This is a genomic window from Klebsiella sp. M041 (genome assembly GCF_059759695.1).
On sequence record NZ_JCAXWU010000011.1, the window covers coordinates 160,466 to 183,617 of the forward strand.

General features: G+C 58.7%; 19 protein-coding genes and 1 pseudogene. 10 read left to right on the forward strand and 10 right to left on the reverse strand.

Translation table 11 applies throughout. From position 1 onward, the window contains the following. Positions 1–34: 34 nt before the first annotated feature. Together AC6CWS_RS16360 and AC6CWS_RS16365 are read left to right on the forward strand one after the other, a co-directional pair. A pseudogene (locus tag AC6CWS_RS16360) lies at positions 35–127 on the forward strand (hypothetical protein); the annotation flags it as partial. Beyond that, positions 128–1,744 (forward strand): peptide ABC transporter substrate-binding protein, encoded by a 1,617-nt coding sequence (locus tag AC6CWS_RS16365; RefSeq protein ID WP_140599527.1) that lies wholly within the window; start codon positions 128–130, stop codon positions 1,742–1,744. A 167-nt stretch (positions 1,745–1,911) separates the two neighbouring features. Here the strand turns inward: AC6CWS_RS16365 and AC6CWS_RS16370 are convergent, their stop codons facing one another. Together AC6CWS_RS16370 and AC6CWS_RS16375 are read right to left on the reverse strand one after the other, a co-directional pair. Then, a complete protein-coding gene (locus AC6CWS_RS16370; protein WP_323109625.1) occupies positions 1,912–2,298 on the reverse strand; it encodes a VOC family protein in 387 nt (128 codons plus the stop codon). 323 nt (positions 2,299–2,621) lie between these two features. After that, positions 2,622–3,506: a LysR family transcriptional regulator gene (locus AC6CWS_RS16375; RefSeq protein ID WP_065883023.1), complete on the reverse strand. Its 885-nt coding sequence runs from the start codon at positions 3,504–3,506 to the stop codon at positions 2,622–2,624. A gap of 171 nt (positions 3,507–3,677) precedes the next feature. On the opposite strand from AC6CWS_RS16375, the gene AC6CWS_RS16380 reads away from it, so the two are divergent. The 3 genes from AC6CWS_RS16380 (at position 3,678) to AC6CWS_RS16390 (ending at position 7,036) form a co-directional block, all read left to right on the forward strand. Further along, positions 3,678–4,814 carry an alpha/beta hydrolase gene (locus tag AC6CWS_RS16380; protein ID WP_065883024.1) on the forward strand — a complete coding sequence of 379 codons (1,137 nt, stop codon included), beginning with the start codon at positions 3,678–3,680 and terminating at the stop codon, positions 4,812–4,814. Between the two features lie 72 nt (positions 4,815–4,886). After that, positions 4,887–6,089, forward strand: a complete 1,203-nt coding sequence (locus AC6CWS_RS16385; protein WP_065883025.1) for an MFS transporter — start codon at positions 4,887–4,889, stop codon at positions 6,087–6,089. Between the two features lie 77 nt (positions 6,090–6,166). Continuing rightward, on the forward strand, positions 6,167–7,036 hold the full coding sequence (locus tag AC6CWS_RS16390; protein ID WP_065883026.1) for an aldo/keto reductase: 870 nt from the start codon (positions 6,167–6,169) through the stop codon (positions 7,034–7,036). A 24-nt stretch (positions 7,037–7,060) separates the two neighbouring features. Here the strand turns inward: AC6CWS_RS16390 and AC6CWS_RS16395 are convergent, their stop codons facing one another. From AC6CWS_RS16395 to AC6CWS_RS16425, 7 genes are read right to left on the reverse strand one after another with little or no spacing between them, the layout of a single operon-like run. Further along, positions 7,061–9,259, reverse strand: a complete 2,199-nt coding sequence (locus AC6CWS_RS16395; protein WP_065883027.1) for a glycoside hydrolase family 2 protein — start codon at positions 9,257–9,259, stop codon at positions 7,061–7,063. Then, positions 9,249–11,939: a hybrid sensor histidine kinase/response regulator gene (locus AC6CWS_RS16400; protein WP_065883028.1), complete on the reverse strand. Its 2,691-nt coding sequence runs from the start codon at positions 11,937–11,939 to the stop codon at positions 9,249–9,251. Before AC6CWS_RS16400 ends, AC6CWS_RS16395 begins: the two co-directional genes overlap by 11 nt. Before the next feature lie 2 nt (positions 11,940–11,941). Next, positions 11,942–12,376: a globin family protein gene (locus AC6CWS_RS16405; protein WP_023289374.1), complete on the reverse strand. Its 435-nt coding sequence runs from the start codon at positions 12,374–12,376 to the stop codon at positions 11,942–11,944. Next, a complete protein-coding gene (locus tag AC6CWS_RS16410) occupies positions 12,373–13,767 on the reverse strand; it encodes a DUF3131 domain-containing protein (protein WP_065883029.1) in 1,395 nt (464 codons plus the stop codon). Before AC6CWS_RS16410 ends, AC6CWS_RS16405 begins: the two co-directional genes overlap by 4 nt. Continuing rightward, positions 13,752–15,299 (reverse strand): DUF3131 domain-containing protein, encoded by a 1,548-nt coding sequence (locus AC6CWS_RS16415; protein WP_065883030.1) that lies wholly within the window; start codon positions 15,297–15,299, stop codon positions 13,752–13,754. Before AC6CWS_RS16415 ends, AC6CWS_RS16410 begins: the two co-directional genes overlap by 16 nt. Continuing rightward, complete coding sequence (locus tag AC6CWS_RS16420; RefSeq protein WP_065883031.1) at positions 15,296–16,627, reverse strand: DUF3131 domain-containing protein; 1,332 nt, start codon at positions 16,625–16,627, stop codon at positions 15,296–15,298. The genes AC6CWS_RS16415 and AC6CWS_RS16420 overlap by 4 nt, the downstream gene beginning before the upstream one ends. Next, the gene (locus AC6CWS_RS16425; protein ID WP_023289378.1) at positions 16,624–18,441 is read right to left on the reverse strand and encodes a glycosyltransferase family 2 protein; all 1,818 of its coding nucleotides are present in this window, start codon (positions 18,439–18,441) and stop codon (positions 16,624–16,626) included. The genes AC6CWS_RS16420 and AC6CWS_RS16425 overlap by 4 nt, the downstream gene beginning before the upstream one ends. Before the next feature lie 276 nt (positions 18,442–18,717). On the opposite strand from AC6CWS_RS16425, the gene opgC reads away from it, so the two are divergent. From opgC to AC6CWS_RS16450, 5 genes are read left to right on the forward strand one after another with little or no spacing between them, the layout of a single operon-like run. After that, positions 18,718–19,935 carry an OpgC domain-containing protein gene (opgC, locus tag AC6CWS_RS16430; RefSeq protein ID WP_498256419.1) on the forward strand — a complete coding sequence of 406 codons (1,218 nt, stop codon included), beginning with the start codon at positions 18,718–18,720 and terminating at the stop codon, positions 19,933–19,935. A gap of 10 nt (positions 19,936–19,945) precedes the next feature. Next, on the forward strand, positions 19,946–20,845 hold the full coding sequence (locus AC6CWS_RS16435; RefSeq protein ID WP_065883033.1) for a hypothetical protein: 900 nt from the start codon (positions 19,946–19,948) through the stop codon (positions 20,843–20,845). Between the two features lie 8 nt (positions 20,846–20,853). Beyond that, on the forward strand, positions 20,854–22,068 hold the full coding sequence (locus AC6CWS_RS16440) for a PP2C family protein-serine/threonine phosphatase (RefSeq protein ID WP_048334817.1): 1,215 nt from the start codon (positions 20,854–20,856) through the stop codon (positions 22,066–22,068). Continuing rightward, positions 22,058–22,396: an STAS domain-containing protein gene (locus AC6CWS_RS16445; protein WP_023289382.1), complete on the forward strand. Its 339-nt coding sequence runs from the start codon at positions 22,058–22,060 to the stop codon at positions 22,394–22,396. Before AC6CWS_RS16440 ends, AC6CWS_RS16445 begins: the two co-directional genes overlap by 11 nt. A gap of 19 nt (positions 22,397–22,415) precedes the next feature. After that, complete coding sequence (locus AC6CWS_RS16450) at positions 22,416–22,883, forward strand: ATP-binding protein (RefSeq protein ID WP_074442657.1); 468 nt, start codon at positions 22,416–22,418, stop codon at positions 22,881–22,883. A 45-nt stretch (positions 22,884–22,928) separates the two neighbouring features. Here AC6CWS_RS16450 and ymcF read toward each other — a convergent pair whose 3' ends face one another. Further along, positions 22,929–23,117 carry a cold shock small protein YmcF gene (gene ymcF, locus AC6CWS_RS16455; protein ID WP_023289384.1) on the reverse strand — a complete coding sequence of 63 codons (189 nt, stop codon included), beginning with the start codon at positions 23,115–23,117 and terminating at the stop codon, positions 22,929–22,931. Positions 23,118–23,152 lie beyond the last annotated feature (35 nt).

Consider the following 23,152-nt stretch of genomic DNA (forward strand, 5'->3'; position numbering starts at 1 on the left):
CATTCCCTGAGGTGCGAAATCCGACGGCACATCAATTTTCTATCATATGTTGTTTGCAATTTCAGGTGATGAAACAAATAATTATCGCTCTGTTGGCGGTGTTTTTTCTCATTTTAAAGGGGATCTTATGAAGTATCCTGTCGCTTTGACATGCGGCGCGCTGTGGTTAGCCAGCGTATCTTCTCTGGCCTGGGCGGCGGACGTACCGCCGGGCACGGTACTGGCGAAAAACCAGCTGTTAGTGCGCCATATCAAAGATGAACCCGCCTCGTTAGATCCCGCAAAAGCGGTGGGCCTGCCGGAAATCCAGGTGATCCGCGATCTGTTTGAAGGTTTAGTCAATCAGGATGCGAAAGGCAACCTGATCCCGGGCGTGGCGACCCGCTGGCAGAGCAACGATAACCGCGTCTGGACCTTTACCCTGCGCGATAACGCCCGCTGGTCCGACGGCACGCCGGTCACCGCTGAGGACTTCGTCTATAGCTGGCGGCGTCTGGTGGACCCGAAAACCACCTCGCCGTTCGCCTGGTTTGCCGCGCTGGCGGGGATCGCCAACGCGCAGAACATCATTGACGGCAAAGCCGCGCCGGAGACCCTGGGGGTCACCGCCGTCGACGCCCACACCCTGCGGGTGCAGCTGGATAAGCCGCTGCCGTGGTTCAGCAACCTGACCGCCAGCTTTGCCTTCTACCCGGTACAAAAGGCGAACGTCGACAGCGGGGCAAACTGGACGCGGCCCGGCAGCCTGGTGGGCAATGGCGCCTATGTTTTGAAAGATCGCGTCGTGAATGAAAAGCTGGTAGTGGTGCCCAACACCCACTACTGGGATAACGCCAAAACGGTGATCCAGCAGGTCACCTTTGTGCCGATCAATCAGGAGTCCGCCGCCACCAAACGCTATCTGGCCGGCGATATCGATATCACCGAATCTTTCCCGAAAAATATGTATCAGAAGCTGCTGAAGGATATTCCGGGGCAGGTGTATACCCCGCCGCAGCTGGGCACCTACTATTACGCCTTTAATACCCAAAAAGGGCCGACGGCGGACGAGCGGGTGCGACTGGCGCTGAGTATGACCATCGATCGCCGGGTGATGGCGGAGAAGGTGCTGGGGACCGGGGAAAAACCGGCCTGGCGCTTTACCCCGGACGTAACGGCGGGCTTCACGCCGCAGCCGTCGCAGTTTGAGAGCATGAGTCAGGCCGAGCTTAACGCTCAGGCGAAAGCCCTGTTGGCTGCCGCCGGCTATGGCCCGAATCGCCCGCTGAAGCTGACGCTGCTGTATAACACCTCTGAGAACCACCAGAAGATTGCCATCGCGGTGGCGTCGATATGGAAGAAGAACCTCGGCGTGGAAGTGAAGCTGCAGAATCAGGAGTGGAAAACCTATATCGACAGCCGCAACACCGGCAATTTCGATGTGATCCGCGCCTCGTGGGTAGGGGATTACAACGAGCCGTCCACCTTCCTGTCGCTGCTGACCTCCACCCACAGCGGAAATATCTCCCGCTTTAACGATCCGGCATACGACAAAATCCTTGCCCAGGCGGCGGTGGAAAATTCAGCCAAAGCGCGTAACGACGATTACAACGCGGCGGAGAAGATCATTATGGTCAAAGCGCCGATTGCGCCGATCTACCAGTACACCAACGGTCGGCTGATTAAGCCGTGGCTGAAAGGCTACCCGATCACCAACCCGGAAGATGTGGCCTATAGCCGTACCATGTACATCGTTAAACACTGATGCGTACTGGCCTCCTGCTCAGGGCAGGTAGCCATTGCTGAACCCGGAGCTGGCGCGGATTACGGCGCCAGTTTCTCCTGCTCACCTTCTCCCGCCACAGTTGAAAGCATCACTTTTCTGGTAGTATGGCCGACTGAAACCAGGTCTAACCCTCTGAAAGCGAAGCATCAGAAGATCTCATCCGCTGGGTTTTTGTCATGATGCTCAACGTATTCGGCAATCATACCATCCGGATGCTGAACCAGCATGTTCCAGCCGGTTGGCACGATCTTCACCGGGTTGATAATCGTTGCTCCGGTGGAAGGCAGATGTTTCTCCCAGGCGGAAATGTCGTTGACCAGGAAAGTGGCCTCGGTAGCGCGAAAAGGCGCCAGGCTTTTCTCGGTTCCGCCGATTAAAAGCACCGAACCAACCTGCGCCAGTTTGAGGTCGTATTCGGGATAGTCGAAGCGCAACCTCGCCTTCTGCGCGATGAGGTTTTTATAGAACGAAACGGTTTCTTCATAACAGCTCAGCAGCACGCATCGACGGATCAGAATATTGAGGACTTTCATTACGCCTCCTTTGCCATTGACGTAGCGATAGCCTGGCAGTCCTGAGGTGGAATGCAATGCTTAAGCGTTTTAGAGGTATTTCAAGAACAGGCGTGGGTAGGCGAAGAAAAAGGGTTTGCGCAGCAGGGAAATATGCGTTGTTTAACTTGTTACGAAGCGGTGCTGTATTATAACTTTATAATCAAATAGGCAAGTCGCAAAATTAATACTGATATAAGATCATTTCCGCCTTGCATGACAATTTGCATAGTTCGGAATTAAGCGAAAGCTCTGAGCTCAGCCCCCTCCGCCAATCGATACCTGCTACGCGCAGGCATCCTCTGCTACATTCGCAATGTCTCAATGACCGCTCTCAGCGCGGGCGACACATTGCGGTGCGGGTAATAGAGAAATGAACCTTCCAGACGCTGGCTATAACGCTGGAGCACCCGTATAAGCGTGCCCTGCGCTAGATCGTCGGTAATCAGTTCTTCCGGGACATAGGCCAGCCCCAGACCGAGCCTGGCCGCTTTGGCTTCCATATAGCTATCGGCGAAAGCCCACTGTCCCTGCGGCGGATGAGTGATTTTTTTGCCATCCACGTGAAGTTCCCAGGCGTAAAGGCTGCCGTCGCCAAACTGATAAGCGATGCAGGGGTGGACGACTAAATCGGCGGGCGTTTGTGGAAAGCCGTAGCGTCGAAAATGTTCCGGTGTACCCACCACCGCCATCTCCATATCGTGCGAAATGCGTACCGCAATCATGCCGCTTCCGACTTCCGGGCCCAGACGTACGCCCGCATCGAATCGCTCCGCAATAATATCGACAAAACGGCTTTCGCTGATCAGTTCCAGTCTGATATCGGGATAGCGTTGTTTAAATACTGCCAGCTTCGGCAGCAGGACTTTATCAATGGCATGCTGGCTGGCATTGATGCGTACCGTACCGGATGGCGTTTGACGATAGTGGGCCAGCGTGGCGAGTCCCATATCTAAGGCGTCGAAACCAGATTCGACATTGTGATAGAGCTGCTCACCCGCCTGAGTGAGCGACAAACGGCGGGTGGTGCGCATCAGAAGCTGAACGCCCAGGCGCTCTTCAAGTTCACGAACCGCACGGCTGATCCCGGACTGCGCCAGGCCGAGTCGTTGCGCTGCGGCGGTAAAACTGCCTTCCCGCACCACCTGCATAAACAGATAAAGGTCATTATAGTTTTCTCGTTTCGCCATTCTACCGCCTCGTAATCCGCATGCCATTTAGAACAATATGGTATTAATCTTAGCATTTTTCACCCACTAATCAGCACTATTACTGCTGGCTACACTAAGCCCACGACAACAAAGCGCAGCAGCGTTGTCTACTGGAGATTTGCATTGATCACGTTTATTTAGGGGACTTTGATGACGGTTTTCACCAAAAAACTGACAGCCGCGATACCTGCCATGCTGCTTTGCGCCTCACTAAGTGGAGTCACAACGATGAGTTATGCTGATACGACTAACCCGAATACGCCTGTCTCTTTGATTGAAAAATGGGACAAAACATTTCCTGAGAGCGTGAAAGTGGATCATCGTAAGGTGACCTTCCACAACCGCTACGGGATTACCTTAGCAGGAGACCTCTACTTGCCGAAGGATCGCGGCGACCGCAAACTGGCCGCCATTGCCGTTAGCGGTCCTTTCGGCGCGGTAAAAGAGCAATCCAGCGGCCTGTATGCCCAGACGTTGGCCGAGCAGGGGTTTGTCACCCTGGCGTTTGACCCATCCTATACGGGTGAAAGCGGTGGCTACCCACGTAATGTGGCCTCGCCGGACATCAATACCGAGGATTTCAGTGCCGCGGTGGACTTTCTGGGCCTGCAAAAAGAGGTGGATCGCCACCGTATCGGTTTGCTCGGCATTTGCGGATGGGGCGGTATGGCCTTAAACGACGCGGCGATGGATACGCGCGTCAAAGCGGTGGCGACCAGCGTCATGTATGACATGAGCCGCGCGATGGGGCATGGAGTCGGCGATGGCAAAGACCGCTACACGACCGCCGACCGCCGAGCGGTACTGCAGTACCTGAACGCGCAGCGCTGGAAGGATGCGGCAAACGGCACTTTCGCCCCCGGCGGGCATGACATTTATGTTGATGATAAAGGCAACGTCAGCGCTGCCGATCGTATTTTGCCGGAAACCTTGCCCGCCAATCCCAACCCGGTCCTGAAAGAGTTCTTCGATTATTACCGTATGCCGCGTGGTTTCCATCCGCGTTCGGTTAATTCAACCGGGGCATGGAATGCGACGATGCCGCTGTCGTTTATGAATATGCCGCTGCTGAATTATGCCGGCGAAGTGACTATTCCGACGCTTATCGTGACTGGCGAAAAAGCCCATTCTCGCTATTTTGCCGAAGATGCCTATAAGGCTATTGGCAGCAACAAGAAAGAACTGGTGATTGTCCCTGGCGCAAACCATGTCGATCTTTATGACAACGCCGCAGGCAAAATTCCCTTTAGTCAGTTTGAGCAGTTCTTTAAAACCAACCTGAAATAGATCTCCGGTGCCGGAGACATCCCCAATGCCGCCACGCGCCTGCGGGCGGCTTTGTATGGTCGGAGCTAAATAATGTCTGCATTAAGTAACACCCGGGCACACTGGAGCGGCGTCCTGGCGATGACGCTCTGCGTATTTGTACTCATTGCCTCAGAATTTATGCCGGTCAGCCTGTTAACGCCCATCGCTGGCGATTTAGGCGTCACCGAAGGATTAGCCGGTCAGGGCATTGCCATTTCAGGCGCGCTGGCGGTGCTGACCAGCCTGACCATTTCTCGCCTTGCGGGAGCATGGGATCGTAAATACCTTCTGTTAGCGCTCACGGCGCTGATGGCGGTCTCGGGAATGATGATTGCCCTGGCGTCCTTCTATCCAGTTTATATGCTGGGCAGGGCGCTCATTGGGATCGTCATCGGCGGTTTCTGGTCTATGTCGGCGGCAACGGCCATTCGCCTGGTGCCGCAACGCCAGGTCCCCCGCGCATTGGCCATCTTTAACGGCGGCAACGCGCTGGCCACCGTTGTGGCAGCGCCGCTGGGCAGCTACCTGGGGGCCACCGTCGGCTGGCGCGGCGCCTTTTTATGTCTCGTCCCGCTGGCGATGGTGGCTTTCGTCTGGCAATGCGTTAGTCTGCCGTCGATGAAAAGCCAGCGCGCACCACAGCCGCAGGGAACCGTGCTGGGTCTGTTCCGCCGCTCGACGGTATTCCTTGGATTGCTGGCCTGCGGGCTGTTTTTTATGGGGCAGTTTACCTTATTTACCTATGTGCGACCGTTTCTGGAGACCGTGACCCGAGTCAGTTCCTCTGGTCTGTCCCTGATATTGCTGGCGATGGGTACCGCCGGTTTCGTCGGCACGCTGCTTATTTCGAGCGCGCTGAACGCCCGGTTTTATCCGACGCTGGTGGCTATCCCTTTGGTCATGGCCGCGATTGCCGGAACGCTTCTGCTGGCCGGACACCACACGGGATCAGTCGCCGTACTGTTAAGCCTGTGGGGCCTGCTGGCGACGGCCGCGCCCACCGGCTGGTGGACATGGATTGCGCGGACGCTGCCCGAGGATGCGGAGGCGGGCGGTGGTCTGATGGTCGCCGTGATCCAGCTATCGATTGCCCTCGGGTCAACGGCAGGCGGCCTGATGTTTGATAGTCTGGGATGGCGCAGCAATTTTGCACTGAGCGGTCTGTTACTGCTGGCGGCGGCATGGGCGACTTTTCTGCTCTCTGCCAAAATCAGCTCATCTCAGCGCACGCCTATTAATGAGCTGGATGCATAAGTCAGATCACAAATGACAGGGTAATCACGGCGACGTTTATGGCCTACCATGATGGTTAAACAAGATGAGGGCTGACCATGGAATATTGCGTATTAAGTAACAACCGTAAAATGCCGATGCTGGGTTTTGGCGTTTTTAAGGTAACCGATAAAGCAGAGTGTAAGCGGTCGGTGCTGAACGCCATTCGCACCGGCTACCGCCTCATCGATACCGCCGCCGTCTACGATAATGAAGATGCGGTGGGGGAGGCCGTTCGCGAAGCCATCGCCGAAGGTCTGTGTACCCGCGAGGCGCTGTTTATTACCTCCAAACTGTGGGTTCAGGACATGGCCAACGCCGGAATGGCGAAAGCCGGGATTGCCGCGTCCATAAAAAAATCCGGGCTGGAATACTTCGATCTATATCTGTTGCATCAGGCGATGGGCGATTATTTCAGCGCCTGGCGCGCGCTGGAGGAGGCTTATGAAGCCGGTACCCTGAAAGCGATCGGCGTGTCCAATTTCTATGCCCATGTGTTAGCTAACTTCTGCGAAACCGTCAGAATCAGGCCGATGGTGAATCAGGTCGAACTGCATCCTTATTTCGCCCAGCCCGCGGCGCTGGAAACCATGAAGCACTATCACGTTCAGCCGGAAGCCTGGGCGCCGTTAGGCGGTGGCAGACATAATCCGTATGAAGAGGCCATGCTGCAGGAGATTGCCGATGCCCACCAAAAAACCGTTGCTCAGGTGGTCCTGCGCTGGAACGTGCAGCGAGGCGTCACGGTCATTCCTAAATCCACCCGCCAGGAGCGTATTGAAGAGAACTTTGCCATCTGGGATTTCTCGCTCACCGCGCGCGAAATGGCGCAAATTAGCGATCTGGATTTAGGTTACGTTGGCGAAGCAGTGAAACACTTTAACCCTGAATTCGTTCGCGGCTGTCTGGGGGTGAAAATCCACGACTGATCGTGGCTCAGCGTGAAGCCTGCTTCATTTAGCTGCCTGCGCCGCGGCGACGGGTTCGGTATGCTGGTTAGCGCCCACGCGTGTGCCGCGACGGTTGGCGATGCGGTAGTCGACCGTCACGGGCTGCGGGCCGGCGGGGGTGACGGTCAGCTCCCTGATCATCTGGGCGGCGTCCGGTGGCAGGGTCCGGGTGGTTTCCCCCTGAGCGAGCATCTGGCCATTTTGCCTGACCTGCCAGGTCAGGCGACAATCCTCGCAGGTCGTCCAGGTATCGTTAATCGCCCACAGGCGCACCGTCGCCGGGCTGCCCTGACGCCAGCTGGCGGTCACCGGCTCGATGGATGGCAGGATCGGCTGATAGGCGCGCTGCAGGGCATAGTAACCCGCCTTCGGCTGGCGCAGATAATCCACCACCCCCCAGTTGATGGAGGGCCATGTCTCGACAAACATAAAGTGGAACAGGGCGGTCACCGGCTGATAACGCTGGCGGCGATAGCTCTCCGCTGCCAGCGCCACCAGCCTGGCCTGATACGCCTGGGTGTTTTCAATCATCTCCTGAATAGTGTTGCCTCGTGGAATACCGGCAAATTTAAAGGTCTGGAAAGGCTGAAAATTATGGTACTTCCATCGCACCCAGCCGGGGTCGTCGGCGGCTGTGGTTTTCGGCCACAGCAGACGGGCCGGGATAATGGTCTTCAGGGTGGAGAGGCGGGGCAGCGCCTGAGCGCCAAACTCGGTAATAATCCCGGTTTTCGCCGGGGCGAGCAGGTCGCGCAGGGTGCCGAAATACCAGCCCGCCCAGTAGTGCTCTTCAACAGCGGAAAAGCGATGCACGATGCGGGAGGTATCTTCCGCCAGCGCATCGCCCACCCGCTGCGTCAGGGTCTGGTTTAAGGTTTTACGCCAGTCGGGGAAGCGTTTCTCCATCCACGGCGAGTTCCACGGCGGCTCGTTGTGACCGCCCCAGACAATAATCGCCGGCGAATTACCGAACTGGTCCATCATCGCCCGGGTCTGGCGCACCGCGTTATCGGAAAAGGCGACGCTGTCATCATAACCCCACTGCAGCGGAACATCCTGCCAGATCATCAGCCCCATCTCATCGGCCACCTCATACAGCGCACGGCCCGCCACGTGGCCATGAACGCGGATGGCGTTGGCGTTCATGGCCGTGACTAGCCTGAAATCCCGGCGATATTTTTTCCGCGTCATGGTGCTCAGCCACGGCGAGCCAATATAGTTGCTGCCCTTGATGAACAGCCGTTTGTCATTGATGCGCCAGCCCTGATTGTCCGCCAGCGCTTCCACCTTACGTAATCCGGTGCGGGTGACGGCGGTATCCATGATCCCCCGGTTATCCGCGAGGGTGGCGCGCACCCGGTAGAGGTTAGGTTTGCCAGCACCCACGGGCCACCAGAGCTTTGCTGAGGGCATGGGCAGCGAGACGCGCAGGACGCCTGCGGTGTTCTCCAGGGTGACCGCGAAGGCCTGTTGAAAACGCGGGCCGGAAAAATTGTCCGGGGTGGCCGTCAGGCGCAGCGTGACGGGGCCGGGGGTCACGGCGCGATAGCGGATTTCGGCACGCAGAATGGGGTGCTCCAGCCCCTGTCGCCAGTCCGGACGCAGGATCACCTCGTCGAGGGTGACGCCGCGGCTCAGATGGAGCTTAACCGGCGCCCAGATCCCCCCGGAGTTGGCATCCTGCCCCTGAACCGACCAGGCGCCGCCCGGGCGGGTATCGTGCTGGTTCAGGATCCCTTTCATCAGCGTCTTGTGCAGCGGCCAGATCGTTTGCGGGTCTTCATAGGGGCTGTCGACCCGCACGGCGAGCTGATTATGGCGGCGAACGACCCCGCTGATGTCCACCGGGAAGCGCTGAAAATACCCTTCGTGCCGGGCCAGCGTCTTGCCGTTGAGCGCCACCTCGGCAAAGTAATCGACGCCGTCAAACACCAGGGTGGCCATGGTGTCCGGCGTCAGGCCATGCAGGGTAAACTGATGGCGATACCACAGGGCGCCCTGATGATCGTATCCGGCGCTGTACCAGTTTGCCGGTACCCGCAGCGTGCGCCAGTCGCCGTCCGAAGCCTGCGCGCCGTCGAAGGCGCTGTCGTTGGCGTCATGCACCCGCCATTGCCCGGCCAGTGACCAGGTCACCGGCGCTGAGCCGGCGTGCGCCAGCGGCAGGCAAACCACCAGCAGCAGAAGACGTCTAGCGATCACGGGGAGCCTCCTGCATTCTGCGCCGCAGCCACAGATGGCAACCCGCGATCGCCTCGGCCAGCGTGTCTTGCAGGTCGCCCGGCACGCTCTGGTCGGGCGAGGCTGCCTGGCTCTCCAGTTGCTGGAGCACCCCGGAAAGGCGCTGAAAGCCAAGGGTGGCCGCCTCGCCGCGCAGTTTGTGGGCGGCGCGACGCCACGTCTCCCGGTCATTAGCGTTAATGGCGTGGGTAAGGGCGGCGGCGGCAGCGTCAAGCCCAGCAGCGAAGAGCCCCAGCAGCTCCTCGACCAGCTCAGGATCGTCGGCGCACTGTTTCAGCAGGCGGGCCTCGTCCGGCAGGCCTTCCTCTTCCTCCGGACCGCTATCTTCCGCCGCGCCGACGCGGGCGATGGCCTCCCGTAGCGCCTCCTGGCTCACCGGTTTGGCGATATAGCCGTCAAAGCCCATCGCCAGACAGCGCTCTCTATCGCCCTGCATCGCGTGGGCGGTCATAGCCATCGCGGGCTGGTGCTCCCGGCCGAGCGCCTGCGTCTCTTCGCGCAGCAGGCGGATGGCGGTTTCACCGTCCATCTCCGGCATTTGCAGATCGATCAGCAGGAGATCCCAGCAGTCGGCGCGCCAGCGCGCCAGCGCCTCCCGGCCGTTGTTCACCACCTCGCAGCGGTGACCAAGCTGTTCCAGCAGCCGTCTGGCGACCTTCTGATTAACCAGATTGTCCTCGGCCAGCAGGATATGCAGCCCGGCCTGCTCTCTGACCGGTTCCGCAACGGGGGCTGGCGCTGTCGCCACCACCGGCGTGGGAACCAGAATGCCGGCGATAACCTGATGCAGTTCGCGCTGCGCCACCGGTTTATGCAGATAATGGGCAATGCCGATGCGCTTGAGCATATTGGCGTCAAAATGGCGGCTCATGGAGCTGAGCATAATAATCTGGCTTTGCCGGGCCTCGGGCAGGGCGGAAAGCTCCAGCGCCAGGGATACGCCGTCCATATCCGGCATCTGCGCGTCCAGCAGGATCAGCGGCCAGGGCGGCCCTTCGGCGGCCCGGCGTAGCGCCTCGCCGGCGTTGTCCACGCAGCTTGGCATCAGCCCCATCTGGCGAAGCATGGCGTCGAGCAGGCGCAGGTTGGTGCTGTTGTCGTCAACCACCAGCACCCGCTGGTGGTTAAAATGGCCCTGCGGGGCGCTGTCGGCGGCCGCGTGCAGCGCTGCCAGCGGCAGGGTGAAGGCAAATTCGCTGCCCGCCCCGGGCTGGCTCTCCACCGTCAGCTCGCCGCCCATCAGGCTGACCAGGCGGGCCGAAATGGTTAACCCCAGACCGGTGCCGCCGTAGCGGCGGGTGGTGGAGCTATCGGCCTGGCTGAAAGCCTCGAAGATCGCCTTTTGCTTCTCCGGGGCGATGCCGATGCCGGTATCGCGAATGCGAAAGCGCCAGCGGTTTTCGTCGCCGGCCGGCGCTATCGCCAGCAGAACCTCCCCCTGATGCGTGAACTTCAGCGCATTACCCAACAGGTTGGTCAGGATTTGCCGCAGCCGGGGGCCATCGACGATCAGCACCTCGGGCACCGCTGGGGAGATATCCACCAGCAGCTCAATGCCCTTTTCGCTGGCGGCAGGCATATGCGGGCGGATCAGCGACTGAACAAAGGGGCGGATCTCCAGCGGCTCTTCGTCCACCTGCATCTTGCCCGACTCAATGCGTGAGAAATCAAGAATGTCGTTAATAATGTGCAGCAGCGACTGGGCTGAGCTCATCACCAGCGAAAGGTACTCCCGCTGCTCCGCGGTCAGCGGCGTGTCGAGGCAGAGCTGCGTCATGCCGAGAATGCCGTTCATCGGGGTGCGGATTTCGTGGCTCATATTGGCGAGGAAGGCGCTTTTCGCTTCGTTCGCCTCGCGGGCTTCCTTCGCCGCCTCAATGGCCAGCAGCTCTGCGGCTTTGCGCCGGGTAATATCCTGCAAGGTGCCGATCACCCGCTCTGCCTGCTGCTGCATATTGAGGGTGACGATCTGCCCCGAGAGCAGCATCCAACGCCAGCCCTGCGTGGGGTGCTGGACGCGAAGTTCACATTCAAAAACCGGCATATGCTCGTTTTGCGAGGCGATCATCGCCTGTTGCAGGGTGGCGCGATCGTCCTCGTGGACCAGATTGAGCATAAAACGCAGTGGAAAGCGCCACTGCGCCCGTGACTGGCCGACCATCGCCAGCAGAGTGTCATTGACCTGCAGGCTGTCGCCGGAGACCTGCCAGTCCCAGATGCCGATCTGGATCGACTCCGCGGTGAATAAAAAGTCGTCATGAAGCTGGTGACGCGAGCGTCGGGCCTCGTCAAGCTCGGTGATGTCGGTATGCAGGCTGACAATCCCGCCATCCGCCAGCCGCTGATGCTGAACGTAAATCCGGCGGTTGCCCGACTGACGGACCTCGCAGTGGTTCGTCTGGCGGCAGTTGCGGATTATCGCCTCGCGCAGCGTCTGTTGCCGGCCTGGGTCGATGTTATATCCGGCATCGATAAACTTCTCCGCTAGGCTCTCAAGAGAGGCGCCGACGGCGAGCCAGGGCGCGATCGTTGGATAAAACAGCGCCACCTTATCATTCCAGGCCTGCAGTCGTTCGCGCTCATCGTAGATCATCACCGCCGAGGGCAGGAGGTTGAGGTCGGTACGGTTAGCGGCATGCATGATTACTGGCCAGCGGTTTGATAGTGCAGCTCCGCCTGGCGGCGCAGATACTCAAGCCCAGGGGCGATGGCCATTGCCCATGCGGTGAGGATCTCCTCATCGCACAGCGGATCGCTGGCGCGGACGGTTTTGAGCATCGCTTCCCGCCAGAGGGCAAAAAAACGCGGCGGCAGACGCAGGCCTTCCTCGCTCTGCGCCCGCGCCAGCCGTTCCAGGAAATCGGGTACAAAGAGGTCGCCGTTGACCGCCAGCATGGCGAAAAAGCTTTTAAAGATCATCTGCTGGCCTTCTTCGCCGGAGCGTTGTGAGAAGTGCTGCTCGGTTTCCGCAGACATATGGATAAAAGTAGTGTAGAAGGCTTCGAAGAAGCGCTGTTTGTCGTGCTCCGGTACGACGCGATTCAGGCTGGCTTCAAAGAGATCGCGATAAAACTTCATGGTGCGCTCCTCATGACCCGTTCGCCCGGCAGGCAGCGGCGGGGCGGGTTAAATTCGTCCGTCGCGCGGCGGGCAAAATAGCTGTTGTCATCCGCGAGGCCGTTTTTGAACAACGGCCCGGCGTTGTGTTTGTAAAACAGCGCCTCCAGCACCATGGCGTTGGTGGAGAGGGTGAGGGTAGCGTTGACGTCGCCGGTGGCCTCGACCCGACCTTCAAACCAGCCGCGCTGCGGGTCGTTAAGATGGGTAGTGACCGCCATTAGCGCATCGGTATACTCGGTTTCCCACAGCGTCCACAGGATAAAGACCGCTTTGGTGGTCACCTGCGCCAGCCGGGGGTAGTATTTCCCGTCGTCCCCGAGCGTATTCCAGGCGTAGCCATTTCCCCAGACGGTGTCTTCCACGTGCCAGGGCGCCTGGGTAAGCGAAAAATCGGCCCGGGCGGTGAGCACCTTATCCTGCGTCCAGCGCGTTTTCTGGCTGAGCCATATCCCTTCCGCCCGGGCGCGCATGGCTTTTTGTACCTCTTCCGACACGCCGGGCGGCTGCCAGCCGAACTCCAGTCCCGGCAGCATGGCGGGCAGAGTGGAGAGCACCACGGGTTGCCAGGTGGTTCGCGGGTCGCGGTCGTCAACGGCGAGGCGGCGCTGATAAATAATCACATGGCGCGCCGGGGGAGAGAGAGCCTTGCCGGCCGGAAATCCCCACAGGCGGAACGCGCTGGCGGCGTATTCACTGTCTCCCAGCCGGAGCTCCTCGCGGATCGTCCGCTGCCCGCTCTGCAGTGAGGCGGACCACAGCTCGCCGTCTTTATCGATCACCGGACAGAAGTTCCAGCGCAGGATAATTTTATCAATGTACTCGCCATACTGCGGCGCGCGTTCGGCGGTAAGCCGCAGGGCGAGCATCAGTCGCGCCATATCTTTCGCTGACCAGCCGCTCCCCGCCGGTTTGCCGCTGAAGTCGACAGGGGTCGCCGTCTGAGTGGAGTATAGCCTGCCCGGCGAACCGCCGTCGGTTAGCGTCAGTCGATTGAGGGTGCCGAGCAGGGGCGTCAGGCGGGCGTCGAATTCCGCTTCCTTTACCAGCCCCAGCTCTCTGGCGGCGAGCAGGGCGATAAGGGTGTCGCCCATCTGCCATAGCGTCGCGCGGGGCTGTTTGTCGCTGCCGTTGACGAGGCCGGTTTGCGGCTGGGTATTGTTCTCGACGTACCGCCAGGCGATCTGCGCCCACGTCCGCTCCTGCGGCGTCAGGCTGCTGATACGGGCGGTGGTGTGCCAGCCGCCTTTAGTCAGCCAGCGCCACCCCGCGCCTTCGCGACCAAACAGCGCCAGGGCGATAAGCAGCAGGACGACGGCGACGGCCAGCCAGCGGGCTATGGTTTTAAGCATTGCGCGGTCACCGGCGGAAGTTTAACGGGTTCGTCAGCCTTGCAGGCGGCGCACTGGCAGGCCTGGCAGGCGGGTTGGGTGCGCTGCGTGGTCCCGGTCTGCTCGCACCATGTTTTGACGGCCGGGGTGTTGCTCAGGAACGGGCGATTGCGCGGGCCGTTATTCGGTTCAAAGAGATCCACCAGCTTCTTGTCCCACAGCGACGGGGCGAAATTGCGGTTTTTCGGATTGTCGCTGGAAAACTGCAGCAGTTTGCCCTCTTTTTTAAACAGCAGCGCTTCCAGCATGATGCCGTTATTGTTGGCGGTAAATTCATTGATTGGCCCGTCGCCGTTCTCATACAGCCCCTCGTAATAGCCTTTACCCGCTTCGTTCGCGTTTTCAATGGCGTCCAGCAGACGATCGGTATAGGGCGAGTTCCACAGCACCCACATCCCCATCGCCGCTTTGAGCGACACGGCGGCGCTGTTCGGTACGAACTGGCCTTTGTCGGTTATGGTGTTCCAGTTAAAACCATCGCTGAACACCGTGTCATAGACAAAGTACGGAGATTTATCGAGCTGATGCTCGGAGCGGGCGGTGAGGATCCCGGTGATGGCGTAGCGATTCTCCTGGGCCTGATAGACCCGGTCGGCAAAGTTTTTCATCCATGGATGGGAGTACTCGCGCGGGCTGTTGTTCCGGTCAGCAGGATTATCAAAGCCAAACTCCATGCCATACAGCACGTAAGATTCACTGACCACATAGTTATGCTGGCTGGTTTGCCGCGGGTCGCGCGAATCATAGGGGACCAGCACGCAGTAAATCTCCGCCAGCTCGTAGGGCTGCGGCCGGCTGGCCTGACAGGTGTTAAATCCCCACAGCTGAAAGCCCGCCGCGCCGTACTCCTCGTAGCCCAGGCGGCCTTCCTGAACGTATTTTGGCTGGCCGTTTTCCAGATACGCCCCGTACAGCGTGCCGCAGGGATCGACCACATGGCTGAAATCCCACCTCAGCACCACGTTATCGATGCTGTTGCTGTATTCCGGATAGCGCTCCTTGATCACCTTCAGCCAGATCAGCATTCTGCCGATATCCAGCGCCGAATAGCCGATTTCGCCCGGCTTGTTCTGGTAGTTCACCTTCTGTCCGCTCACGGTGTTATAGGCTTTGTTGGGCAATTCGTTACGGAATAAATCGAGCTTATTCAGCGTGGCGAGAAACTTCAGCATCCGACGGTCGAACTCCGCCTTATCAATAATCCCCAGCTCACGGGCCGCGGTCATCGCGGCCAGATAGGAGGCGCTGTCCCACATGGTGGTGGAGGGGTATTTGTTCACCGCATTGACCAGCCCGGTGGTGGGCTGAAAGTTGGCGACGAAATATTGCCAGGCGTTTCTGGCGATAGTCATCTCCCTCGGCGTCAGCTCCCCGCTGCGCGGGGCGAATTCCGCAGCCGGCAGACCGGTCGCGGCCTGCGCGCCGGAGAGCGAGAGCCACAGCGCCATGAGTCCGGCCAGCAGGGGAAAACGGGATAAATAGATCAGCTTCATGGCGTTGCTCCTGCTGAGGACGAGGGGAGAGGGGCAGGGCTCAGGCAGGCCAGACACAGCATCTGCCCCCGGGAAATGTAGGCCAGGCTTTCCAGCACGATCGCGTTGGTATCGCCGTCAATAACGTCGTTGACGCTGCGGTTGAGGTTTAACCCGCGCTGCCAGCCCCTGCCCGGGACCTGCAGCGTCTGGACCTGCTGGCGCAGCGCTTCGCTCCAGCTATTACGGAACAGGGCGTACCAGGCAAAGGCGGTGCGGGTGGAGGTGATCGCCGATTGCTCCGGGGCGGCGCTGCGCGGGGCGAAGGCGCTCTGCGGCTGCCGGTCCGCCAGCGCGCTGGCATAATCCGGCGCGGGCTCGGCGTAGTCGGTGCTGATCGGCGGCTTGCTGACCCTCAGGCTATGACGGCGCTGCTGGATGTGCATGATGCGCCAGGCGATCTCCGCACTCTGCGCGTCAAAGCCCAGCTCAAGCCCGGTGAGCAGGTACGGGAGGCTGATCAGCGAAGGCTGCCGACCCCAGGGCGTGCGCAGCCCCTCGTCGGGCACCATGATGCCGTCGATATCGATCATCTGCTGCCCCTGCGGCGGGTTGGTCACCGCCAGCCCCGCGGCGCTGTCGATCAGCCGCAGCGTATGGCTGGCGTACAGCCGGTAGCCAAAGCTGTCACGCGGTTCATCCGCCGCCAGCGCCCAGTGGTGCAGCGGCGCCGCGGCCTGGCTGGCGGGGCTGTTGCTGATGAGCGCGCCGACCCGCCACTGATTAAACAGATCCCGCACCGCGGCGGCGTGCTGAGGATAGCGCCAGAGCAGCGTTTGCAGGGCGGTGAGCAGGCGTCCCATACCGATGGCGGAGGAGTCCGGGCTGCCGAGGATCTGCAGCGTGTCGGCATGGTACTGAGCGGCGGGCAATCCCTGGGCGTTGAGGGGCAGTTGACCGAGCGTAAACAGAGCGGCGGCAATGCGCTCATCACCTTCGGCGGCGGTCACAATATGCAGTTGCTCTGCGGCGACTACGGCGAAAAGATAGCTGCCGACGCTCCATAGGCTAAGCCAGGGTTCGCCATCGTGTGCGTTGGCCAGACCGTTTGGCTGAGTATTATTCACATAATACTGCCAGGCCACTCGCGCCCAGATCGCCTCGTCAAAGGTCAACTCGCGCGGGGCAGGGAGCGGCGGAAAATCCTGGCTCAACGTCATCCCACCGCTGCTCTCGACGCGCGCGGGCATCTGTTTTTCCACCCACACGACAATCGCAAAACCCAGCAGGAAGCCAATGAGGATGGTGAGGTAGCTGCGGGCGGGGAGCAGGACATCGCGGATCCTCATCGACTTGCCTCCTGCTCTTCGGGGGGCGTCCATATGGCGGCGAAGATCAGCGGCAGCATGGCGGCAATATTCACCGCGCCCCAGAAAATGTTGATGACGTACCCGGAGGGATCGTCAACCTGCCCGCGCGCCACCTGAATGCCGCCCCATAACAGCCCCGTCAGGGTGAGTACAACGATGGCAATTTGCGGCTTGACGAGATAGAGAAAACGGCCCGTCTGTCGCTCTTTTGGCGTGACGTGAAATTTGATCTGCTCCCCGCGCAAAACGGTGTTTAGCGCCCGCAGATTCATCGAGAAAAAGGAGAGGTAAGAGGCCCGGCCGTCCCAGGCCGAAATACCCCAGGTGCCGAACATAAAGGCCAGTTCGGAGACAATAAAAAAGGGTAAAAAGTGCAGATAGAAAGGGGTAGACCACGCCGACACCGGGGGAATACCGGTGAAGAGATAGATAATGGGCGAAATCAGGAACACGGTATTCCATACGCAGGCCAGATAGGACCAGAAGGTGGTCGCGTACATCAGCGTTTGCGGCAGCGAGAGTTTAAAGCGGCGGCGGCTGAAAATGTTGTCATGGAACAGGATATCCAGCGAACCGGCGGCGTACTTAAAGCGCTGGATCATCCACGTCAGCATATCCTGCGGCGAGAGCATTTTCGACTCGATCCGCGGGTGCATTACCGAGCGCCAGCGGCGGGCAGCGTCGCCGTGCAGCAGGATGGAGGTATAAATATCTTCCGAGACGTGGAACTTATAGGGCGTCAGTTCAGTATCGAAGGCTACGTGGGGGCGCATGGCCTCCTGCAGCGCTTCCCGCGTTGCCGGATCGCGAATATCCCGCGTATGACGCGCGATCTCGGCGTCAACGCTCCAGACGTAGCTGCGCAGCGCGGCCTGCATCACCGCTTCCCGTCGGTGAACGGAGGCGGCGCCACAGCAGAATGCGGCATTAGCCCAGTTGCGGCGCCGTAAAATCACGTCGTAAAACATGCGCGGATCGTTGAAAAACGGATCGCGACCAATGGTCACCGGACCGACGATTTTCTGTGCCAGCCAGCCCACGCCGTAGCCTGCGCCGCCCGCTTTACGCCGGAGCCAGCGCGCCAGATCCTCCCCTTCCGGGAGATCGAAAAACCATTGCGGGGTCTGCACCCAGGCGACGTCCGGATCGCGAAAATAGCCGAGCGTATTGCTCAGCAGGGTCGGGAAAACGCGGGTATCGGCATCACAGATGATCAGAAAGTCGCCATCGGTATGTTCCAGCCCGTTGCGCAGGTTACCGGCCTTATAGCCGATATTGCTCTGACGGGTGATATAGTTCGCCCCCTCCTGCTCGCAGACCGCCTTCATCTCCGGGCGACGCCCGTCGTCAAGAACATGCACCTTATAGTCGAGCGGACCGGGATAGGTCATCCGCATGGCGTCACGGATCGACAGCCTGACCAGCTCCACATCTTCGGAGTAGGTGGCAATAAACAGATCGACTTTAATCGGCCTCGACTCCACCGCTTCATCCGCTCGCAGACAGTCGTTAATCTCCGTCGGGGGGACGCCTGGCGGAGGATCTTTTTCCTGCCATAAATTAATGGTGAACAGGACTGTGCCAATCCACGCCAGGGTTTCCGCCAGCGCCAGCGGAACGGCATACCATAGGGCGTCGGTATTTAAAGACGCGGTCCAGCGCCAGTAAATATAATTGGCGCCGAGAACCAGGGCGGCCACGGCTAATACCTGCCAGATCATCCTCACCCAGCGCGGGGTGCTGAGCGGCTCAGGCGGTCGACGATGTTCAAAACGGGAAAAATAAAAATCCATAGCAAGGATATCCTGATTCCGCGCTGAGTTTGAATGAATGGTCTGTTATTGATTGGCGGCGTTCTGCAGAACGCACAGGGGCTTATAAATAACAGTAAAGTGAGTGTAGATGGTGGCGTAAAAATTTCAACAGCGCGAAATGATAGTCACCGGGATGACTTAACATAGTGTGATGTACGCAGGCGGAATTTATAAAATGAGCATTGCAAGATAGCGCATTCTACACTATCTAAATAATTTGTAATAATTGTTGCAGGGTAGACGACAGGATCCCTCATGAGCCAGGTTGCTTCAGCGATTTCGCAAAAAGAAACTGATAAATCAACGGCCTGGCGTTACTCTCTGACCGGGGAACGCGACCTGCATATCGACTTTATGCGCGGTATTGCTCTCGTGATGATGGTGGTGGCGCATACCGAAGTGATGTCGTTATTTAATATTTTCAGCTGGGAACGATTTGGTTTGACCACCGGTGCCGAGGGCTTTGTGATCCTGTCCGGCTTCATGTTAGGGATGCTAAATCGTGTCAGATTACAAAAGGCAGTATTACTGACGGTGAGCTGGGGGCTTTATCTTCGCGCCTGGAAAATATATCAGGTTAATATTATTATTATTGTCTCTTTTCTTTTGCTGAGATATTTGCCCTATATTAATGTCTATGAAGTCACTCATTTTACCGACCGCTTTTCCGGGACCAGCTGGTCGCTTTATCCGCTAACCCCACAAATAAAAGAGACGTGGTTTAACATTATCCTTTATCTGCAGATTGGCCCGCATCAGACGCAGATCCTCGGTCTCTATATTTTTTTGTTATTGCTCAGCCCGCTGTTTCTCGGCATGCTGCAAAAGGGTCACGTCTACCCATTACTGGGCGTCTCGCTGCTGATCTACGGCTGCTGGCAACGCTGGTCGGTACGGGTGACGCCCTGCGAATTTGAATTCGCCTTTCCCCTGATGGCCTGGCAATTTATCTTTGTGCTGGGAATGTGCTGCGGCTGGTACAAAGCGGAACTGATCTCTTTCGCCCGCACGCCGCCCGGCAAAGTCGCCGTCGCGGCGCTGGTGTGCATCGCGCTTATCCTTGCGTTTGTCGCCCAGAATCATACCAATCCTTTTATGCCGCCCGCGCTGCTGATGCACGTGATCCCACCGGCGGAATTTAACGCCTTTTACCATACCTGGGCGGCGAAAAACGGCCTCGGGCCGGTACGGATCCTTAATGATATCAGTCTGATGGTCACTATTTATCTGCTGTTGACCTGGTGCTGGCGCCCCCTGAACTGGCTGGCAGGCTGGTTCCTGATCCCGCTCGGGCAGCGTTCGCTCTACACCTTTATTTTGCATGTTTACATCGTGCTCGCCGTAAGCCAACTGGTCACCTTCGATCTGTGGCGCCAGGCGTGGATAGTGAACACCTTGATCCATGCCGCCGCGCTGGGCGTACTGTGGTTGATGGCCAAATACCGCGTCGCCGCACGCTGGATACCTAACTAAGGAAGGGCAAATGCGGGAGAAATATATGCTGGCCTGCGCGCTATGGTGCGCCATCGCAGGTGCCGAAGGAGCAGAGAAGAACGACGCACAACCGCTGCGTGATAAAAATGGTGAACCGGTGCAGGCCGGCGTGTTTACCAGCCGCTGGGGACGGCTTTTTTCCGGGAATGACAAGGTGTTTTCCGGAGCGCTGAGCTTTAGTTCGGGTTTAAAAGAGCAGTGGATGACCGTCCCCAACAGCTCAGACAGCGCAGAACAGAAGAAAAAATATAATCAGACGCTGAACCTCAGTCTGCAATACTCGCCTTACAGCTTCTGGTTCGCCAACGTGACATCCCGTTTACCGGTGACCGATACCAGCCGCTATACCGCCGATTTTCGCTATAGTTTTGGCTACGACGACTGGCATGCCAACACCGTCAGCCTGGTTTACAGTAACTATGGCGATAACCACTTCTGGACCTCGGGCAGCAAGCGTCACACCTATTTTGAGCAGGGGGCGATTACCCTGGCGTATAAATTTTCGCTGCCGAAGTCCATGGAGCATGCGCTATTGATTAACAAAGGCGATGCCATTATCTGCCAGGTAGGCTACAGCTGGGTGCCGCGCTATTACGATCTGGAGAGCGATGACATCCGCAAAAACAAAAATGTGCTGCTCGGCGGCTGCGGATATACCTTTAAGCAGCATTTTTTTGTGCGCGCTACCGCGTTCTGGTATCCGGACAGTAGCCAGCAGCAGCCGTGGAATGGCGACTACAGTTACAGTTTCGGCTACGCGGGCTATACGCCAGGATCGTTCTCTGTGCAGTATGCCAACTATGCCGGTACCCGCTATCCGGGGCATGACAGCGGCAGCGGCAAGTTTCGTGAAGGCACGATCAGCCTTATCTGGTTCTTGCCGATTTAGGAGGCGCGATGTCGGCACAGCACGTCCTGATTGTTGAAGATTCGCTGGTTTATCGTCGGCTGCTAAGCCGGATGTTGACGCAGTGGGGCTATATCGTCAGTGAGGCGGAAAACGGCGTCGCCGCGCTGGCGATCCTCGAAAACCAGCCCGTCAGCCTGGTGATAAGCGACTGGGAGATGCCAGAGATGAATGGCCTGACGCTGTGCCGGGAAGTTCGCCGTCGCCAGTTTGGTCACTACGTTTATCTGATATTGCTTACCGCCCGCGAAGACCCTGGCGATTTAACGCAGGGGTTTGAGGCCGGGGCCGATGATTTTCTCAGCAAACCGGTAGAGCAGAGCGAACTGCGGGCGCGGCTGCACGCCGGGTCGCGGATCCTCTCCCTTGAGGCTGACCTCGCCGCGCGTAATGCGCGACTGAGTGAAGCGCTGCGACAGATTGAACAGGATCTGGAGCTGGCGGCGCGCATTCAGCAGTCGGTTCTCCCGGCTCATCAGCTGCGTCATCAGGGATTTTTCTCCGATTGGATTTTCCTGCCCTCGGCCTGGGTGTCGGGGGATATTTTTAACGTCTTCCCGTTGGGCGATCGGCTCGGATTTTACTGCGTGGATGTCTCCGGACACGGCGTGGGGGCGGCGATGATGTCGCTCGCCGTCGCCCGCCAGTTTCTGCATGGCAGGGCCGTTGAGCGCTTTCTTTTTACGGCAGACAACCAGCCGGCGTCGCCTGCCGAGGTGGTGGCGATCCTTAATGGTCGTTTTTGCAGTGACGAAACAGAGATTGTCAGCTATTTCACCCTGATCTATGGCGTCATCGACCTGAAGACCGGCGCGGGCAAACTCTGTCAGGCCGGGCATCCCACGCCTTTTATCGTGAGCCCGGACGCAGCCGTCCGTCCGGTCGGCAGCGGCGGGGCGCCGGTGGGGTTGATAGACCATCTCTCCTGGGCAGATGTCAGTTTCTCACTGGCGCCGGGAGAGCGGCTGTGCCTGTTCAGCGACGGTATCACCGAATGTGAAAATCGGAGCGGTGAACAGTTTGGCGAGGCGCGTTTACAAGCGTGGCTGCAGGACAGCGTGACGCAGCCGCTGCCCGCGCTGCTGCCGGGGTTTGCCCGGCACCTGATCCGCTGGCGCAGTGGCGACGGGCAGGAGACTCAGGCGATGGCCGATGATGTTTCACTCTTGATTATTGAACGAACAGGGGACAGTGATGAAAATTGAAACCGAACGGCAGGCCTCGGTGACGATCCTGACGCCGGCGGTGCGTCGGCTGGATGCGTCCGTCGCGGTAGCCTTTAAAGCGGCAATCGCCCAGGAGATAGGCGAAGATCGCACCGATCTGATTGTTGATTTCAGTAAAATCGATTTTATCGACAGCAGCGGTTTAGGAACGCTGGTTTCCCTGATGAAAATGATGAATGGTAAAGGAGAAATGACACTGTGCGCGCTGAACCCCGGCATCCGCAATATGTTTACCCTGACCAGGATGGATCGTATTTTTCGTATTTGCGAGGATCGCACTTCAGCCCTTGCGCAGTTCAATCCGTGATGCGCCCGTGAATAACGTCATGCTGTTTCCTGCCCAACTCAGCTCGCTTTCACCGCTGGCGGCGTGGCTGACTCAACAATTGGCGCCGCTGCCCGTCGGGGAGGAGTGGCGCTTCGCGCTCGATCTTGCCGCCTGTGAGACGGCCACCAATATCATTCGCTATGCGCTGCATGAGGATCGGCAACGCGTTTTTCGTGTCGAATTTATCGCGGCGGAGGACCGGGTGACGCTGCGCTTTATTGATGCAGGAGAGGGCTTTCCGGCCGAGCGCCTGACGCTGGCGCGTAGCGATGAGCGCTTCGATGTCGATCCGTTAGCGGAAAGCGGCCGAGGTTTGCGGCTCATTCTGCGCGCGGTGGACTATTTTAATGTGGAAACCCGCGCCGGGGAGAATGTGACGACCCTGATAAAAGCGTTGCCGAATGCCGGCCTTCGCCATTCCACCGACGGTGCGTCAGGTGAAGGACCAGAGGTTGCCCCCAGGTGAATCACCGGGAGGATTTTCCCGCCCGCGTTCACCAGCTTCATCGTCTTATGGCTGTGCCTGAGCGGTGGACAGCGCGCCCAGGTGATAAGGGCGAATAGTATCTAAGGTCATCATGGCCGATTTGCAGAAAATGCATTTCGCACCAAAGGGATTTTTTTCCGTCACGTCAAACTGGGACGTTCTGTACTGGGAGCCATGGCAGCATGGGCATCTAAAATGGATATGTTCAATCATAATGTAAACCTTGTATGGGTAATGTTCTGTTGAAA

Bases quoted from the DNA above. Each gene is read 5' to 3' on its own strand.
- AC6CWS_RS16375 (WP_065883023.1), bottom strand. From the start codon at position 3,506: ATGGCGAAACGAGAAAACTATAATGACCTTTATCTGTTTATGCAGGTG.
- AC6CWS_RS16420 (WP_065883031.1), bottom strand. From the start codon at position 16,627: ATGAGGATCCGCGATGTCCTGCTCCCCGCCCGCAGCTACCTCACCATC.
- AC6CWS_RS16370 (WP_323109625.1), bottom strand. From the start codon at position 2,298: ATGAAAGTCCTCAATATTCTGATCCGTCGATGCGTGCTGCTGAGCTGT.
- AC6CWS_RS16380 (WP_065883024.1), top strand. From the start codon at position 3,678: ATGACGGTTTTCACCAAAAAACTGACAGCCGCGATACCTGCCATGCTG.
- opgC (WP_498256419.1), top strand. From the start codon at position 18,718: ATGAGCCAGGTTGCTTCAGCGATTTCGCAAAAAGAAACTGATAAATCA.
- AC6CWS_RS16410 (WP_065883029.1), bottom strand. From the start codon at position 13,767: ATGCTTAAAACCATAGCCCGCTGGCTGGCCGTCGCCGTCGTCCTGCTG.
- AC6CWS_RS16425 (WP_023289378.1), bottom strand. From the start codon at position 18,441: ATGGATTTTTATTTTTCCCGTTTTGAACATCGTCGACCGCCTGAGCCG.
- AC6CWS_RS16440 (WP_048334817.1), top strand. From the start codon at position 20,854: ATGTCGGCACAGCACGTCCTGATTGTTGAAGATTCGCTGGTTTATCGT.
- ymcF (WP_023289384.1), bottom strand. From the start codon at position 23,117: ATGATTGAACATATCCATTTTAGATGCCCATGCTGCCATGGCTCCCAG.
- AC6CWS_RS16450 (WP_074442657.1), top strand. From the start codon at position 22,416: ATGCTGTTTCCTGCCCAACTCAGCTCGCTTTCACCGCTGGCGGCGTGG.
- AC6CWS_RS16400 (WP_065883028.1), bottom strand. From the start codon at position 11,939: ATGCATGCCGCTAACCGTACCGACCTCAACCTCCTGCCCTCGGCGGTG.
- AC6CWS_RS16385 (WP_065883025.1), top strand. From the start codon at position 4,887: ATGTCTGCATTAAGTAACACCCGGGCACACTGGAGCGGCGTCCTGGCG.
- AC6CWS_RS16390 (WP_065883026.1), top strand. From the start codon at position 6,167: ATGGAATATTGCGTATTAAGTAACAACCGTAAAATGCCGATGCTGGGT.
- AC6CWS_RS16415 (WP_065883030.1), bottom strand. From the start codon at position 15,299: ATGAAGCTGATCTATTTATCCCGTTTTCCCCTGCTGGCCGGACTCATG.
- AC6CWS_RS16435 (WP_065883033.1), top strand. From the start codon at position 19,946: ATGCGGGAGAAATATATGCTGGCCTGCGCGCTATGGTGCGCCATCGCA.
- AC6CWS_RS16445 (WP_023289382.1), top strand. From the start codon at position 22,058: ATGAAAATTGAAACCGAACGGCAGGCCTCGGTGACGATCCTGACGCCG.
- AC6CWS_RS16405 (WP_023289374.1), bottom strand. From the start codon at position 12,376: ATGAAGTTTTATCGCGATCTCTTTGAAGCCAGCCTGAATCGCGTCGTA.
- AC6CWS_RS16365 (WP_140599527.1), top strand. From the start codon at position 128: ATGAAGTATCCTGTCGCTTTGACATGCGGCGCGCTGTGGTTAGCCAGC.